Annotated in this window: 14 protein-coding genes and 4 pseudogenes; 12 read left to right on the top strand and 6 right to left on the bottom strand. The window is 39.0% G+C overall.

Going from position 1 to position 13,706, the window contains the following annotated elements; translation table 11 throughout:
- The 4 genes and pseudogenes from FKZ59_RS14705 to FKZ59_RS06510 all read left to right on the top strand — a co-directional run.
- A pseudogene (locus tag FKZ59_RS14705) lies at positions 1-748 on the top strand (IS21 family transposase); the annotation flags it as partial.
- Between the two features lie 123 nt (positions 749-871).
- A pseudogene (locus FKZ59_RS06520) lies at positions 872-1,108 on the top strand (ATP-binding protein); the annotation flags it as partial.
- Positions 1,109-1,648 (top strand): hypothetical protein, encoded by a 540-nt coding sequence (locus tag FKZ59_RS14700; RefSeq protein ID WP_181733212.1) that lies wholly within the window; start codon positions 1,109-1,111, stop codon positions 1,646-1,648. It abuts the pseudogene before it with no gap.
- 13 nt (positions 1,649-1,661) lie between these two features.
- On the top strand, positions 1,662-1,958 hold the full coding sequence (locus FKZ59_RS06510; protein ID WP_100664556.1) for a hypothetical protein: 297 nt from the start codon (positions 1,662-1,664) through the stop codon (positions 1,956-1,958).
- Between the two features lie 472 nt (positions 1,959-2,430).
- Here the strand turns inward: FKZ59_RS06510 and FKZ59_RS06505 are convergent.
- The 5 genes and pseudogenes from FKZ59_RS06505 to FKZ59_RS06485 form a co-directional block, all read right to left on the bottom strand.
- A pseudogene (locus tag FKZ59_RS06505) lies at positions 2,431-3,572 on the bottom strand (IS256 family transposase).
- Positions 3,573-3,786: 214 nt separating this feature from the next.
- The gene (locus FKZ59_RS06500; RefSeq protein WP_141601949.1) at positions 3,787-4,356 is read right to left on the bottom strand and encodes a manganese catalase family protein; all 570 of its coding nucleotides are present in this window, start codon (positions 4,354-4,356) and stop codon (positions 3,787-3,789) included.
- A gap of 29 nt (positions 4,357-4,385) precedes the next feature.
- Complete coding sequence (locus tag FKZ59_RS06495) at positions 4,386-4,649, bottom strand: spore coat protein CotJB (protein WP_141601936.1); 264 nt, start codon at positions 4,647-4,649, stop codon at positions 4,386-4,388.
- The gene (locus tag FKZ59_RS06490) at positions 4,646-4,870 is read right to left on the bottom strand and encodes a spore coat associated protein CotJA (RefSeq protein ID WP_141601935.1); all 225 of its coding nucleotides are present in this window, start codon (positions 4,868-4,870) and stop codon (positions 4,646-4,648) included. Before FKZ59_RS06490 ends, FKZ59_RS06495 begins: the two co-directional genes overlap by 4 nt.
- 253 nt (positions 4,871-5,123) lie before the next feature.
- Positions 5,124-5,447, bottom strand: a pseudogene (locus FKZ59_RS06485) (ATP-binding cassette domain-containing protein); the annotation flags it as partial.
- Between the two features lie 252 nt (positions 5,448-5,699).
- Here FKZ59_RS06485 and FKZ59_RS06480 point away from each other — a divergent pair.
- Together FKZ59_RS06480 and FKZ59_RS06475 are read left to right on the top strand one after the other, a co-directional pair.
- Positions 5,700-6,692, top strand: coding sequence for a lipoate--protein ligase (locus tag FKZ59_RS06480; protein ID WP_141601934.1), 993 nt, complete (start codon positions 5,700-5,702; stop codon positions 6,690-6,692).
- A 166-nt stretch (positions 6,693-6,858) separates the two neighbouring features.
- Complete coding sequence (locus tag FKZ59_RS06475; RefSeq protein WP_141601933.1) at positions 6,859-7,356, top strand: GNAT family N-acetyltransferase; 498 nt, start codon at positions 6,859-6,861, stop codon at positions 7,354-7,356.
- A 266-nt stretch (positions 7,357-7,622) separates the two neighbouring features.
- Here FKZ59_RS06475 and FKZ59_RS06470 read toward each other — a convergent pair whose 3' ends face one another.
- Positions 7,623-8,360 (bottom strand): SDR family NAD(P)-dependent oxidoreductase, encoded by a 738-nt coding sequence (locus FKZ59_RS06470; protein ID WP_141601932.1) that lies wholly within the window; start codon positions 8,358-8,360, stop codon positions 7,623-7,625.
- A gap of 378 nt (positions 8,361-8,738) precedes the next feature.
- Here FKZ59_RS06470 and FKZ59_RS06465 point away from each other — a divergent pair, with 378 nt between their 5' ends.
- The 6 genes from FKZ59_RS06465 (at position 8,739) to FKZ59_RS06435 (ending at position 13,464) form a co-directional block, all read left to right on the top strand.
- Positions 8,739-9,014 (top strand): GNAT family N-acetyltransferase, encoded by a 276-nt coding sequence (locus FKZ59_RS06465; protein WP_246045835.1) that lies wholly within the window; start codon positions 8,739-8,741, stop codon positions 9,012-9,014.
- Between the two features lie 657 nt (positions 9,015-9,671).
- Positions 9,672-10,058, top strand: coding sequence for a hypothetical protein (locus FKZ59_RS14695; protein ID WP_181733211.1), 387 nt, complete (start codon positions 9,672-9,674; stop codon positions 10,056-10,058).
- A gap of 113 nt (positions 10,059-10,171) precedes the next feature.
- Positions 10,172-10,780, top strand: coding sequence for a DUF3267 domain-containing protein (locus tag FKZ59_RS06450; protein WP_141601930.1), 609 nt, complete (start codon positions 10,172-10,174; stop codon positions 10,778-10,780).
- Between the two features lie 183 nt (positions 10,781-10,963).
- Positions 10,964-11,359, top strand: a complete 396-nt coding sequence (locus FKZ59_RS06445; protein ID WP_141601929.1) for a hypothetical protein — start codon at positions 10,964-10,966, stop codon at positions 11,357-11,359.
- Between the two features lie 182 nt (positions 11,360-11,541).
- The gene (locus FKZ59_RS06440; protein ID WP_141601928.1) at positions 11,542-12,051 is read left to right on the top strand and encodes a type 1 glutamine amidotransferase domain-containing protein; all 510 of its coding nucleotides are present in this window, start codon (positions 11,542-11,544) and stop codon (positions 12,049-12,051) included.
- A gap of 417 nt (positions 12,052-12,468) precedes the next feature.
- Positions 12,469-13,464: a helix-turn-helix domain-containing protein gene (locus tag FKZ59_RS06435; protein WP_141601927.1), complete on the top strand. Its 996-nt coding sequence runs from the start codon at positions 12,469-12,471 to the stop codon at positions 13,462-13,464.
- Positions 13,465-13,706: the final 242 nt, after the last annotated feature.

Raw genomic sequence — 13,706 nt, 5'->3', positions numbered from 1 at the left:
CTTTGATGTGCAGGTATGCAATCCAAGAAGTGGCCATGAAAAAGGAAATGTTGAGAATAAAGTTGGATATATACGCTATAACTTTTTTACTTCAGCTCCAATAATGGACAGCTATGAGGGTTTAACTGATCAATTATTTCATAAATTAGAGGCGGACAGAAATAGAATTCATTATGCCAAAAACGTACGTATTGAGGACTTATGGCAGGAAGAACGGGATTATCTTCTAGCGTTACCAGAAAAGCCCTATCCTGTATTTAAAGAGCATCTTGTTAAAGTAAACAAATATAATGAAGTGAAAGTGGATCAGACGTTGGTTCATGTCCCTAAGGGTGGCAACTATAGTCAATTACAAATGATATTAACATGGGATCAATTAAAGATTGTTTCACCTAATGGGGAGATATTATTGGATGACTATCGGCCATATATGAAAAAGCGAAAAGCATTACCATGGCTTTCAATAATTAAAACATGGATTCATAAACCAAGGGTTGTAGAATATTCGCGCTATAATAAGTATTTACCGGGAAGAATTAAAGAATTTTTGTTGGTAGATAATTTAATTATTCGACGAAAACGATTAGAAGCTCTAGCTAGTTTATTAGTTTCTCATGACATGAAGAAGATTAATGAAGAGTTCTATGAATTAATTGCACAGGATAAGCTACCTAGTGATAATAATCCTTATGAAGTGGACTGGAGTAAATACGATTCATTAGCTCCTAGAGAGGAGGCTGTCAATTGAAACAGGACATTAAAGAATTGTGTAAGTCATTGAGGTTAGCTTATGTTGCGGATGTATACGAGCAAATACCGTTTGAAACTCCGAAACAATTCTTGTATGGGCTACTTAAGGAGGAAATAAGATGGATACTTACCATTTAGTAAAGAAGGAGCTGAATTATTATTCCAAATTATATCGGAGTTTTATGAACAGAAAAGCGTAATTATTACATCTAACTTAGAATTTAGTCAATGGAACCGGATCTTTACAGATTCTCGTTTAACAGCAGCGTTAGTGGACAGGCTAATTCATCACGCCCATATCATCTCTTTTCATGGCGAGAGCTATAGACTGTCCCACGCATTGTCGAAAAGGAATTAAATGGGTGGCAAACCTCTGCATTTTTCATTGCATTTCTCTGCACTTTTCTATTGCAAAATACAACTCGCTCCACTGAAATCCGAAGCTGTAACTTCCAATGATATTCCGGATCATTCAGAAATTAATTCAGAAATAACTAATATTGTGATTGCATATACTAAATTCGATGAGAAGAAAAATAAGATTGTTATTACAAATAAGAAAGAGTTAAAGGAACAGCTAAATTTAATAAATAATGCGCCATCATACAAAGAGGTAGTTAGTGTCATTAAAAAATTTAACAAAGTTATAAATAGTGCTGAAGGTGAAAACTTAAAAGAAAGTATTTTAGAAGAAGTAAATACACAAAATAATAATATAGTATCGATACAAAAAATCAGCGGTTGTGGAGCAGCATCCATTGCAGGTTTCGCGCATACTACTGCGTTTACTGGTCTTATGACTCTTGCTGGAATAAGTGGTCCAGCTGGTTGGGCAATAGGAACTGGTGTTGCCGCGGTATGGTTAGGGGCTAGTGCTGCTGCTGGTTGCTTACGATAGTAAGGGGGATAATATGAGCAAAAGTGACTTTAAAGCATTTCTGGGTGGAAAGGTAGATATTTTTTCTCGAGGCACTTTTCAGCAACTCACTTTTCTAATTATCTTTTCTCCCCTTTTCACAAGCATGTTTAAGGAAAAAGTTTTGCTTTATGCCATCTTTGTTTTATTAATTACAATCAGTAATTTGGGTGTTGAGTATTTTGCTATAACAAAAAAAGGTCCTAGTCCTAAAAATTATATAGGATTGTTTTTGTTAATTAGTCTCCCTATCAATATTATAATTTTGTTGATTTTTTATATCATGCCTTAATAAGTATTTTCAAAGTAATGACCCTATAATTTATCATTTTATAAAAAAACGCCTAGCAGAATGAAGTAATCCAAAAGAAAACACCTCCTGAATCGAATGTATAACTCCATTCGATTTGTGGAGGTGTTTGTCGTATGGGGACAAGAGTTCATATGATTTAACCGTCCTTCTTTTTTATTTAGGCTATGTTAATGACTATTGTTGATAATAATTTTTAGAGTATTCCATCTTCAACAAACCTGCCCCGTTAGTTAACCAAGAAATCGTTCCACAACTTTTAAAAAATGAGCACTTCAAATTTTAAATTTCGTCAGGTACCGTCAAGAATTTTGTGTAATGTAAATGGGGTAGGGTTTCTCTGAAATGGATTTGAATTGATAGGGGACTGATTTTCTCCACACAGGAGACTGAATATTCAGTCTCCTGTGTGGAAAGGGAGAATCCCCCTATTTTGTTTATTTACAGTATTTGGTTAATGATAACGTTCTTCAAACATTCGCTCGAGGGCTTCCTGCGCTTCGGCAAATCCTCCTAACTTTCGCCCTGCCCATTTCTCATTAAAATCTTGAATGGTCAAATACAGCGGCTTCTAAACTATTCAAACTGTTCATCGGTTTTAGGCGTTTCCGAATCTCCTTAATCGTTCGTTCGATGGCATTCGTCGTGTAAATCACACTTCGAATACTACTTGGATCATCCATAAATGTAAGGAGGACATCCAACTCATTGGCCCAAGATTGAACTTCTCTCGGATACTTGCTTGACCATTTCGACTCAAACTGTTGAAACATCTGTAATGCCATCTCCTTATTCGGCGCGCGATAAATCAGCTTGAGGTCCTCTGCCACTTCGAATTGATCTTTTTTCCGAACACGATTTAAGGTATTACGTACTTTGTGCACGACACAACGCTGCACATCGGCTTTCGGATACACCGCCTTAAAGGCTTCCTCCAACCCCGGTAGTCCATCGAATACGCCCAGAAGCACTTCCTTTACGCCCCTGTTGTATAGTTGTTGAAGAATCTCCTGCCATACATAGGCGCTTTCCTGTCCCCCCACAAAGAAATCAAGAATTTCGCGATATCCTTCTTCATTCACCCCTAACACCACATAAATGACTTCTTTCTCTACCGTATCGCGGCGAAGTTTCACGTACAAAGACCGAATAACGTTTGGATAGTGGACGATGGTACCATTTCTCGATGTCTTCTTTCACGACATCGGTAATCCGGCTGATCGTCGCTGGAGAATAAGCATTTCCTAGAATTCGTTCGATAAACTTGCCAATTTCCCGTGTACTCATGCCACTTTGATACATCCTAATGATGGCTTCCTCCAGCCGGCCGGTGTGCCGTTGGTATGAGGCAAACAACTGTGTTTGAAATTCCCCGTTTCGGTCTCTTGGAACCAAAAGACCCTCAATCCGGCCATATTGCGTATCTAGATTTCGCTGATAGTAACCGTTTCTCATATTCTGCGTTCCAGCCTGTTCGATTTCGAGGAAATGTTTGATTTCTTCCCGCATGATCAGTTCTAATTTTTCCTTTACAAACTGACGAATGACACTTTCCAGTTGATTTGCCCAGTCGACATTCGGTATACTTTTAGACATAGGTAGGGTTCTCCTTTCTCTGGAATGTTTGGGTTCAATCAGAGAATACCCTACCTTTTTTCTTTTGGTCTAGCAAAATGCTTTACACAAAATTTTATACATCATCATTGGATAAAAGCAGATTTATTATATATCCAGAAAAAATATACAAATTGATTAAAATAAAACAATCAAGTTGAAAATCCAACTTGATTGTTTTAGATAGCATTTACTTTTAAAAGAATTTTTTTGTATTCCGTTCTTCTTTGAGGATTTCGACGGCCTCTCTGAATCGGAGGGAGTGGACAATTTCTCTTTCCCTTAAAAATTTCAAACTGTCATTTAAATCCGGATCGTCAGACAAATCAATGATCCACTGGTAGGTTGCGCGGGCTTTTTCTTCTGCGGCAATGTCCTCGTACAAATCGGCGATCGGGTCGCCTTTTGCCTGAATATATGAAGCGGTAAATGGTACGCCGGACGCGTTTTGGTAGAACAGGGCTTTATCATGATTCACGTAATGATCCGCCAGCCCCGCCGCCTTTAATTGTTCCGGTGTCGCATCTTTTGTCAGTTTGTAAATCATCGTGGCAATCATTTCAAGATGGGAAAGTTCTTCGGTTGCGATATCGGTTAATAATCCGACCACTTTATCCGGAAGGGTATAGCGTTGGTTCATATAGCGCAATGCGGCTGCCAACTCCCCATCAGCGCCTCCATATTGTTCAATTAAATACTTTGCCAGCATTGGATTACAGGTACTTACCTTCACCGGATATTGAAGCTTTTTTTCATAATACCACACCATTTGTTCCTCCTAACGAATATAGGTGATTAAACCTGCCAAGGCCAAGGGGTATCCACCCAATTAAACGGGTAATTCGAAAAACTTTTGCCAAAATTCATCAGCGGCCCGAACTTCTTTTCAAATTGTATTTTCAATTTCATACTTTTCTCAGTGAAGTCATTGAATTGCTTGATGGCTTCAAAATCGTTAGGGTGAGTATCCAAATATAGGTTCAACTCCACAATGACAAAATCGATCGCCTGAATTTCCTCCAGCATCCGATAATACTCCGGGGGCATTGTTTTACTCACGATTTTTCATTCCTTTTTTGTGGATTTGGATAAGGACTGTAAAGCTGAGGCCATAATGTACCGTGCATCAATGCTTCTTTCGCGGTTGGAAATTGAGGTAATCCAATTGGTTGGAATGCTATATAAAGTTGAGGGGGAGTAGAATAGCTTTTGATTTTGATAGGGGGACAAGGATCGTGTGGACTGACATAAGGATACCAATATTTATATTGGGTAAACAAAAAATCCTCCTCTCCGTATTCTGCTTATTAATGTATGGCGATGATGTTTTAAATATGATGATGCCTTAGTGAAAAAAGGATGTACACTATCAGGGGATTTTCACGTAAGTCTACATATGAATGGAGCCATCTTGATCATCCATTTTGTTCTCTCCTTAGATTGAAAGTGTGGACAACTTTTCAATTCAAACTGAGAGAAAAAACGGAGATAAGATGGCCCATCAATTCAGCTGTACAAGATTTTATTAGAGGATCAATTTATATAACTGAATGCCATATCGTCTTTTTCCAATTTAAAATGATTGATCCGATAGACTTCATCACATAGCAACGTGATGTCTTCATGATGATGGCTTGTCAAAAGGATTGTTCTTCCTTCTTCTTTAAACGATTTTAATAATGCCCGCACTTGCTGTACACTATTATAATCCAATGCATTGAACGGTTCATCCAAAATGAGGATTTGCTGGTTTTCCATGATGGCCTGGGCAAGGGCCAATTTTTGTTTCATTCCCAGTGAATAATTTCTCACTTTTTGTTTTATATCCGGACGCAATCCGACAAGTTTCATACTCTGCACAATATCTTCATCCGTTATTGGAGAAATAATAGATAGAAGAAATGCATAGATTTTGGCCTTTCTTCATTTCTTTTACAACATTCATCCAACCAGATGAAATGCCCAACCTTATTTCAGAAAGTGTTGAACCGGAATCTATCTAGCAAAATTTGCAATGGTTGAGGAAAAATTCAATCATACTAAAAAAATCAGTATGAGCCATTTTTCGTGTAAAATAGATATGGACAATTTGCATAGGAGGCTACATAGATGTATTTTGTTGATAATAAAGGCATTACAGACCCAAGGGTGAACTTGGCGATTGAAGAATATCTTATAAGAAACATGGATATTGAGCAGGATGATTTTTTGCTGTTCTATATTAATCAACCGTCGATCATTATCGGCAAAAATCAAAACACATTTGAAGAAATCAACACAGACTACGTTGAAGAAAATGGCATTATTGTCGTTCGTCGGCTTTCCGGCGGTGGAGCGGTGTACCACGATTTAAATAATTTAAACTTCAGCTTTATCACAAAAGACGACGGAAACAGCTTCAGCAACTATAAAAGATTCACGCAGCCTGTGGTGGACGCGTTGGCAAAATTGGGGGTAAAGGCGGAACTTTCCGGCCGCAATGACATTTTAGTGGAAGGACGGAAAGTGTCAGGGAACGCGCAATATGTAACGCGCGGCCGTTTGGTCAGCCACGGTACATTAATGTTCAATTTGGATCTGGATGCGGTGACGAATTCGTTGAAAGTGAAGCAGGACAAAATTGAGTCCAAAGGCATCAAATCCGTACGTTCCCGTGTTGCCAACATCATCGATTTCCTGCCTGAAAAAATTACCGTTGAACAGTTCCGGATGGAAATTTTGAAATCCATTTTCGGCGGCGAGGAGAATATCCGATATTATGAGTTGACGGAACAGGATTGGGAAAAAATTTATGCTTTGTCGGAAGAACGCTACCAAAAATGGGAGTGGAACTATGGAAAATCCCCGCGCTTTAATATGCAAAAGCGAAAACGCTTCCCGTCAGGAGAAGTCGATATCCGTTTGGAAGTGAATAAAGGCATCATCGAAGAAATCAAGATTTTCGGCGATTTCTTCGGCATGGAAGACGTGGAGGAAATCGAGAAGCGTCTGGTTGGGCTGCGCTATGCTTCCAAAGATATTGAAGAAGCGTTGGCGGATGTGGATATTTCCAGATACTTCGGCGGTGTGACGAAAGGCGATTTCTTGCACTTGATTTATTAAGTGATGGTTTGATAAATGGGGATCAAAGCAATGGGATTTTGCACCAGGATTTATACCGGGGCAAGATCCCTTTTTATAATCCCTTGAAAAACACTTGGAATTATAAAGATAAATATATAGACTAAAGTCAAATTCATGAATAAAAGTTTAAAGGGGTGTATAACAGATGATCACATTAAGAAATGTTCGGCCGGAAGATTTGGAAGATTTGTTGCGCATTGAAAATGAAGCTTTTTTGAAGAAAGAGGCCGCAACGAAAGAAGCTTTTGAAGAAAGGATTCAAATGATTCCCGATACGTTTATTGTTGCGGAAAAGAATGGGGAAATTGTCGGGTATATTAATGGGCCGGTGATTCAACAACCGTACATTACAGACGATCTGTTTAAGCGGATCAATAGAAATCCGGAAAAAGGTGGCTATCAGAGCATTTTGGGGGTAGCCGTGGATAAGCGCGCCAGAAAACAGGGAATCGCCAAAATCCTGATTAGGAAAATGGAAGAACTGGTGAAAGAAAATGAAAGGGAAGGAATTACTTTGACATGTAAACTGGAATTGGTTCCTTTTTATGAGAAACTGGGATTTGCAAATCATGGCATATCCAAATCACAACATGGCGGAGTTGTATGGTATAATATGGTAAAAATGAAGGAAGATATAAAATAGTATTGCCCATCCGTTTTAGGGATTCAGTGATTATCGGCAATAAAAAAGTGGCAAAACAGCTCGGAAGTGCAGGATTTCAAAAAGGAAATGCCGCAACATACTCTACTGAAAGTGCAGGCTATTGTCGTTGTGAGTGAAAATATCATCACACCTCATACTCTGATAGATGAACCGGCATTTATACGGAAAAGATTGTCAAAATGAAAATAATAAATAAAAGGTAGAAGGGATTTGACCCTCTACCTTTTTTATAGAAATGAATTGCCTTATTGCGCCGTATAGCCACCATCAACAACCAGGGCGCTTCCGGTCATGAAGGATGAATCATCGCTTGCTAAAAATAAGACGGCTTTTGCAATTTCTTCCGGTTTACCCAAGCGTTTCATCGGTGTCGCCTCAATTAAACCGTTCCGATCTGTATCCCCTAAAATTGGAGTGTCTATAAATCCAGGGCATATCGCATTGATCCGGATATTTCGGTTAGCATATTCCAACGCAATGGAACGGGTAAAGTTGACAACCCCGGCTTTTGCTGCATTGTAGGCGGCACTTCCTGCGGCACCTACCAAGCCGTACATCGAAGCGGTATTAACAATGACACCGCCGCCGGATTGTAAATATTCTTTGATGGCTGCACGTGCAAACAGAAATACACCGTCCAAGTCAACGGCAATTGTTTTCCGCCATTCACTGAATGGAAGTTCATCTGTCGGTTTCACAGCCCCAATACCGGCGTTGTTGAAAAGAATATCAACTTTGCCGAAAGAGGCTTTTGCCTTTGCGAATACATTTTGAACATCTTCTTCATTGGTTACGTCCGCTTGTACAAAAAGCGCTTCTCCGCCTTGATTTTTTAATTCTTCTTCAAAGGCTTTTCCTTTTTCCTCATTCACATCAACAATAACAACTTTTGCGCCTTCTTCCACAAAAAGTTTTGCGGTTGCTGCGCCAATTCCTGAAGCTCCACCTGTAATGATTGCTACTTTGCCGGTTAATTTGCCCATAACATCAAACCCCCTTTTTATTCAGTATAGCTTATTATGTAAGGGTTTTCATAAAAAGATTAAAGTATTGTTGATTTGTAAAAAAAATGATACATAAGTCCCCCCCTTGCAATAAAGAAGCTCATATTTTTTAACAGAAAATAAGAGGAATTTGATAATATGGTTAAAAAGAACTCCAAGATGAAACATCCTTACATGCATTGGTAATTGAAGAGGATTCCACCATGTGGGCACCAGTAGGATAGGGTTTGAAAATAGTCTAGCTTTGCAATTCGGGAATGCCAGTTCGAAAAAAGCAGCGGCTGATGTTGATTGGGAAACATTGAAATAACTATTCAGGCAAGGATCAATGTGTCAAAAATAAAGGGGTTATGTGCAATGATCAGATTTTTGGAAAAGAAGGATATTCCGGAAGTGCTGAAAATTTATCAATCAGGAATTGATACAGGCATAGCGACATTTGAAACAACCGTACCTTCCATGGATGAATGGGATAAAAAATATCATCCATCCCTTCGATATGTCTATGACGAAAATGGAACAATTTTCGGTTGGGTATCCATTACCCCCGTTTCTCAAAGGGAGGTTTATAAAGGTGTCGGCGAAGTGAGCATATATGTACACCCTGATGCCCAAGGGAAAGGGGGTTTATGATCGAATGAGATTTTTCCAATTTATCTTCAATGTAATCCAAAGAAAAACAGCCGTATGGATCCGCAAATTCACCGATTGCGCGGGACAGGTTGTCAACTACAACCCTTAAATCCTCAAACTGCCTCTGGTCTTCCAAAGAATTGATTTCATACATAATTTCATGGGCAAGGTGTTGAATCTTTTGAAGACGCACTTCTTTTTCCTGCACACATTTCCTCCTTTGCTTGGCATACAACAATCATTATATGGCGGAAGATTGAATAACATGAAAATACTTAGATAAAAAGGTAAAAGCATTGACTGTTTGGAAAACGGCTGCTCGATTATTTTCAGGCTGTTAATATAAAACATTTTCCAAAGTCAATTAATCGCCAATCCGGATAAGAAAATCGCCGATGAGAAGAACATAATCGCCAAAGGGAAAAGTATCATGCCAGATTGAAGTCCCATTTAGAGAAACAGATCACTATTATGAATAGGAAATATCCAAAGTTCGTTTTGAAATAAATGTCAGAATTTTTAAATAGATAGAGATGTTTTAAAATGATTAATAGTGGTACGATTTTAGAAAAGGGTTGAAAATATTTTCTTACCCTTGAAATTTAAGGAATATTTTGCAGTAAAATACTGAAAGGTTCCTTTTTAGCGGGAATAACGATGACGGATTTGAAAACAGAGGAGGGGTTGAAAGTGAGGCTTGCCGGCATCCTTTTTGGTGTAATAGCTGGATTATTCAGTATTGGCTTGTGGGTTATTTTTGTTTTTTATAATCCTTATTCATCCACACCAGTTGAAGGAAATACGGTGATGACGACATTTATGATGTTGTGTCTCCCTGCTTTATTGGCAATTTTTTCTTCATTCATCCAAAAAGAGTATCTGATGTTCATCGCTTTTATTTTGTCCTTGCCAATAAGTTTTTATTTATTTGGAACACCGGGGATCTTCCGTTTGTTTTTTGCATCCTGCATTGCCTATTTCATCGGTTTCCTTCTCCTGTTTTTTTCCAGGAAAAACAGAGTGCAGTTCTTTAAATCAGGATGAGATGTATAACAATCTGGAACGAAACAAACAAAGAGCAAAAGTGAGAGGTTATTTGGAACATAAAAATAAACAATGGAAAATTGATATTTGTTAATAAAAGCGGGTTGAGCGGAATGAAATTCGTGAGGAAATTGCCCAATGTGGATCCTGTTAAACACGAAGAGCTGATTCGGGCGCAATGGCATCCTTTAAAAGAACCAAAAACTTTTCTTGGAGCATTTTTATTATCCATCCCTTTTATGGTGATTGCGGTATGCATTTCGTTTTGGATTATCAAAACCTTTTCTGGCATTTCGCTTAGTGAGTTTGGGATTCATGATGACCGGATCCGTTTTTCGATTCCTATCAGTTCATTTTTATGGTTGCTTCTTTTATTGGTGCTGCATGAATTGCTTCATTTAATTTTTATACCAAATTTTATTCAATCGAAGAAAACCTATGTGGGAATAAATGGATTTGGAGCGTTTGTCACAACAGAAGAGAAAATAACCAAATCGAGATTTATTCTGGTTACGGTAACGCCTTACCTAATCATTTCAGTCCTGTTCCCGCTATTATTGGGGAAATTTGGCCTGCTTACACCGGCATTCAAGTTTTTCATACTTTTAAATGCAGCGGCCTCTTCCATTGATCTGCTCACCTTATTTCTTATCATTTTTCAAGTGCCGACTTATGCGGTTTTAGTTAATAATGGGACGCGGACTTATTGGAAAATAAAATAACAGCTGATTAAATCCGGTGATTATTAAATTAAGCTTATATAAATGGAATTTGTGATCAAACCCTTGCAAAAGGGGTTTGATTTTTTATGTTTTTGCAGGGGTGGCTGCGCCTATATTTTTGATTTTTTGTATTCTACTTTCTTCTAAAAGCATATACAATAACTGGAAAGGGGGCGCGTGTTGATGAGAAATATCGGATTGTATATTTTAAGCCCTGTGTTATCGTTTATTGCCGGAATCTTCTCATACATGCTTATTTTAAAATGGGTGTGGAATGAAACGTTAGGCGGGGATTTGGCTGCCATCTTGTTTTATGGCGGAATTATCTTTTTAACAATCTGTTTTCCAATTTATTTAGGAGTTATCCATTTGATCGATAAATGTTTTCATCAATACAAAGGGCTTCTGTATCCTCTTGGCTGCATGCTTGTATTTTTTATACCGACATTATTTCTGAACCTTTTATTTGGAAGTTTTGATTTATTGTCGCCTGAATCGATGCTGTTCCACTCATTTTTCTTGACGGCCGGATTCATTTTTGGGGTATGCCATTGGTGTTTAAAACACACGTTCATCTAGCTGGAAAATCTTTATGCGTGGTAATTAAAAAGTGGCATTCCCATAGGCAAATTAAAAACTATTGGATAAGGAAACGGATGAGATAACCGATTCAATGAAATTATAGGAAACTTCATATTTTGCAATTTTATACAAAAATAAATTATACTAATATTATAAGATTACTAATAGGAGGTTTTCTAATGGCAAAGGTTGCATTTTTACTTGCAAATAATTTCGAGGATTCGGAAATGAAAAATCCATATGAAGCGGTAAAAGAAGCGGGCCACGAAGCGGTGATTGTCGGCTTGGAAAAAGGTGCGGAGTGCAAAGGGAAAAAGGGCACCGTCACTTATACTGCGGATATAGGCGCAAGTGAGGCGAAAGCGGAGGATTTCGATGCCGTGATCATTCCGGGCGGAAGTTCTCCGGAAGCATTGCGTGTCAATGACGATGTTGTCCGTTTCGTAAAAGAAGTCAATGAACAGGGCAAATTGATTGCCGGTATTTGCCACGGGCCGCAAGTGATGATCAGCGCGGATATTTTGAAAGGGAAAGCGGCGACTTGCTACATCGGCATTCGGGATGATGTGAAACTTGCCGGGGCGGATTATCGCGACGAAGAAGTCATTGTCAGCGGAAACCTCATCACATCCCGCACGCCGAAAGATGAACCTGCATTTATTCGGGAGATTTTGGCGAAATTGAATTAAGGGCTGTTCAATAGCCTCTTTTTCGGATAATGTGGAATATTTCAAAAGAACGAATTCTTTATTGAATTCGTTCTTTTTTTGGTCATACAAAGAATTTGATTTGAAAGCGCCTTCAACATAATCACCAACGGGCCAGATTTATGGATATTTCACTTGAAGATGTTTTTGAAGGGTTTGTGTCACTGCAAGGAATGTGCCAGTGCGGCGAAGAAAAATAATAATAAAGAGTTCTTAACATAAGAGTGTAACGAGAAAGATTCAAAATGTTTGGATACATGCAAAAATACAGTGGCGGCGCGGGTTGCAACCGGCAGTTGACAAACTTCCAAACGGACTTTATAGAATGCAACTTTCCTTTTGGGTAGGATGTGATTGAAAAAAGAAAAGCAAATAATGAATAAAAAAGGATGATGAAAAATGATTTTAGCAGACAAAATCAGGGAAGAACGAAAGAAGAATGGTTGGAGCCAGGAAGAATTGGCGGAAAAGCTCGGCGTTTCAAGGCAGGCTGTATCCAAATGGGAAAGCGCCCAATCGGTGCCGGATCTGAACCGCATTTTAAAAATGGCCGAATTGTTTGGCGTGACGACCGATTATCTGTTGAAAGATGAATTGGGGCAGATGGCATCTCCGCTTCCAATGGATGAAGCGCCGGAAGAGTCAAGAAACATTCGCAAAGTGAGCATGGAAGAAGCGGTGGATTTTTTGAAATTGCAGGAAAAACAGGCACCTTTGATTGCATTCGGCGTATCGCTCTGCATTTTATCTCCTTCGATATTAATCGTCCTTTCGGGATTGGCGGACGACAAACTCTTTGGCATTACCGACAAGGTTGCCGGCGGTATAGGCATCACCGCTTTATTGCTTATGATTACCGTGGGAGTGTTTATCTTTATCAAGTGCGCCAACGAATCGCAAAAGTACGACTATCTCAATACAGAAGCGATTGAAACGGAATATGGCGTCAGCGGAATGGTGCGGGAGAAAAAGAACGCGTTTACCGGCAAGTTTAATTTATTCGTGTCAATCGGTGTGGTCCTATGTATTTTAAGCTGCTTGCCACTCATCATCAGCGGCTTGCTTACACATAAAACCTATATTATCACCTTGATGGTCGGTTTGCTTCTGGTAATGATTGCGATTGCCGTAAACATGTTTGTAAGGGTCGGCATTGTGAAAGGAAGTTATGAAAAACTGCTTCAAGAAGGGGATTATACAATAGGGAAGAAAAAATCATCCGTCGTGATTGGCAGAATCAGCGGTGCGTATTGGTGTGTCGTAGTTGCGGTTTATCTTGCATGGTCTTTGACTGGCATGAAATGGGAGGTTACCTGGGCGGTTTGGCCGGTGGCAGGTGTGCTTTACGGGGCGTTTATATCCATCGTGAAATTGGTATTGAAAGCGGAAGAATAAGAAGGTTGATGCCGGGCTGATCAGAAAAATGCGGAATATGGAAAAGGACTGTCTTTGGCAAAGTTTTTAATAAAACGGATCAAAATCCTGATCTTCGAAGGCCTGCTTTTATTGGAGGGCCCGCAAGCTAAGAGGAAAATTCATTTCCCTTAAGCAGAAGACATTGGATATAAAATGTCTTCTGCTTTTTTATTTCGCAGTTGCCGATGAGAGGAAAAGTGTATAAAAGCAGATGGAAATGA

This window comes from Ureibacillus terrenus, from assembly GCF_006569205.1.
GTDB lineage: Bacteria > Bacillota > Bacilli > Bacillales_A > Planococcaceae > Ureibacillus > Ureibacillus terrenus.
The sequence above is the reverse complement of the archived record's forward strand: the minus strand, read 5'-3'. Positions and strand labels throughout refer to the sequence as shown.

Coding starts and splice junctions, on each gene's coding strand:
- FKZ59_RS14700 (WP_181733212.1), top strand. CDS start 1,109: ATGGGTGGCAAACCTCTGCATTTTTCATTGCATTTCTCTGCACTTTTC.
- FKZ59_RS06510 (WP_100664556.1), top strand. CDS start 1,662: ATGAGCAAAAGTGACTTTAAAGCATTTCTGGGTGGAAAGGTAGATATT.
- FKZ59_RS06480 (WP_141601934.1), top strand. CDS start 5,700: ATGTATTTTGTTGATAATAAAGGCATTACAGACCCAAGGGTGAACTTG.
- FKZ59_RS06475 (WP_141601933.1), top strand. CDS start 6,859: ATGATCACATTAAGAAATGTTCGGCCGGAAGATTTGGAAGATTTGTTG.
- FKZ59_RS06470 (WP_141601932.1), bottom strand. CDS start 8,360: ATGGGCAAATTAACCGGCAAAGTAGCAATCATTACAGGTGGAGCTTCA.
- FKZ59_RS06465 (WP_246045835.1), top strand. CDS start 8,739: ATGATCAGATTTTTGGAAAAGAAGGATATTCCGGAAGTGCTGAAAATT.
- FKZ59_RS14695 (WP_181733211.1), top strand. CDS start 9,672: ATGACGGATTTGAAAACAGAGGAGGGGTTGAAAGTGAGGCTTGCCGGC.
- FKZ59_RS06450 (WP_141601930.1), top strand. CDS start 10,172: ATGAAATTCGTGAGGAAATTGCCCAATGTGGATCCTGTTAAACACGAA.
- FKZ59_RS06445 (WP_141601929.1), top strand. CDS start 10,964: ATGAGAAATATCGGATTGTATATTTTAAGCCCTGTGTTATCGTTTATT.
- FKZ59_RS06440 (WP_141601928.1), top strand. CDS start 11,542: ATGGCAAAGGTTGCATTTTTACTTGCAAATAATTTCGAGGATTCGGAA.
- FKZ59_RS06435 (WP_141601927.1), top strand. CDS start 12,469: ATGATTTTAGCAGACAAAATCAGGGAAGAACGAAAGAAGAATGGTTGG.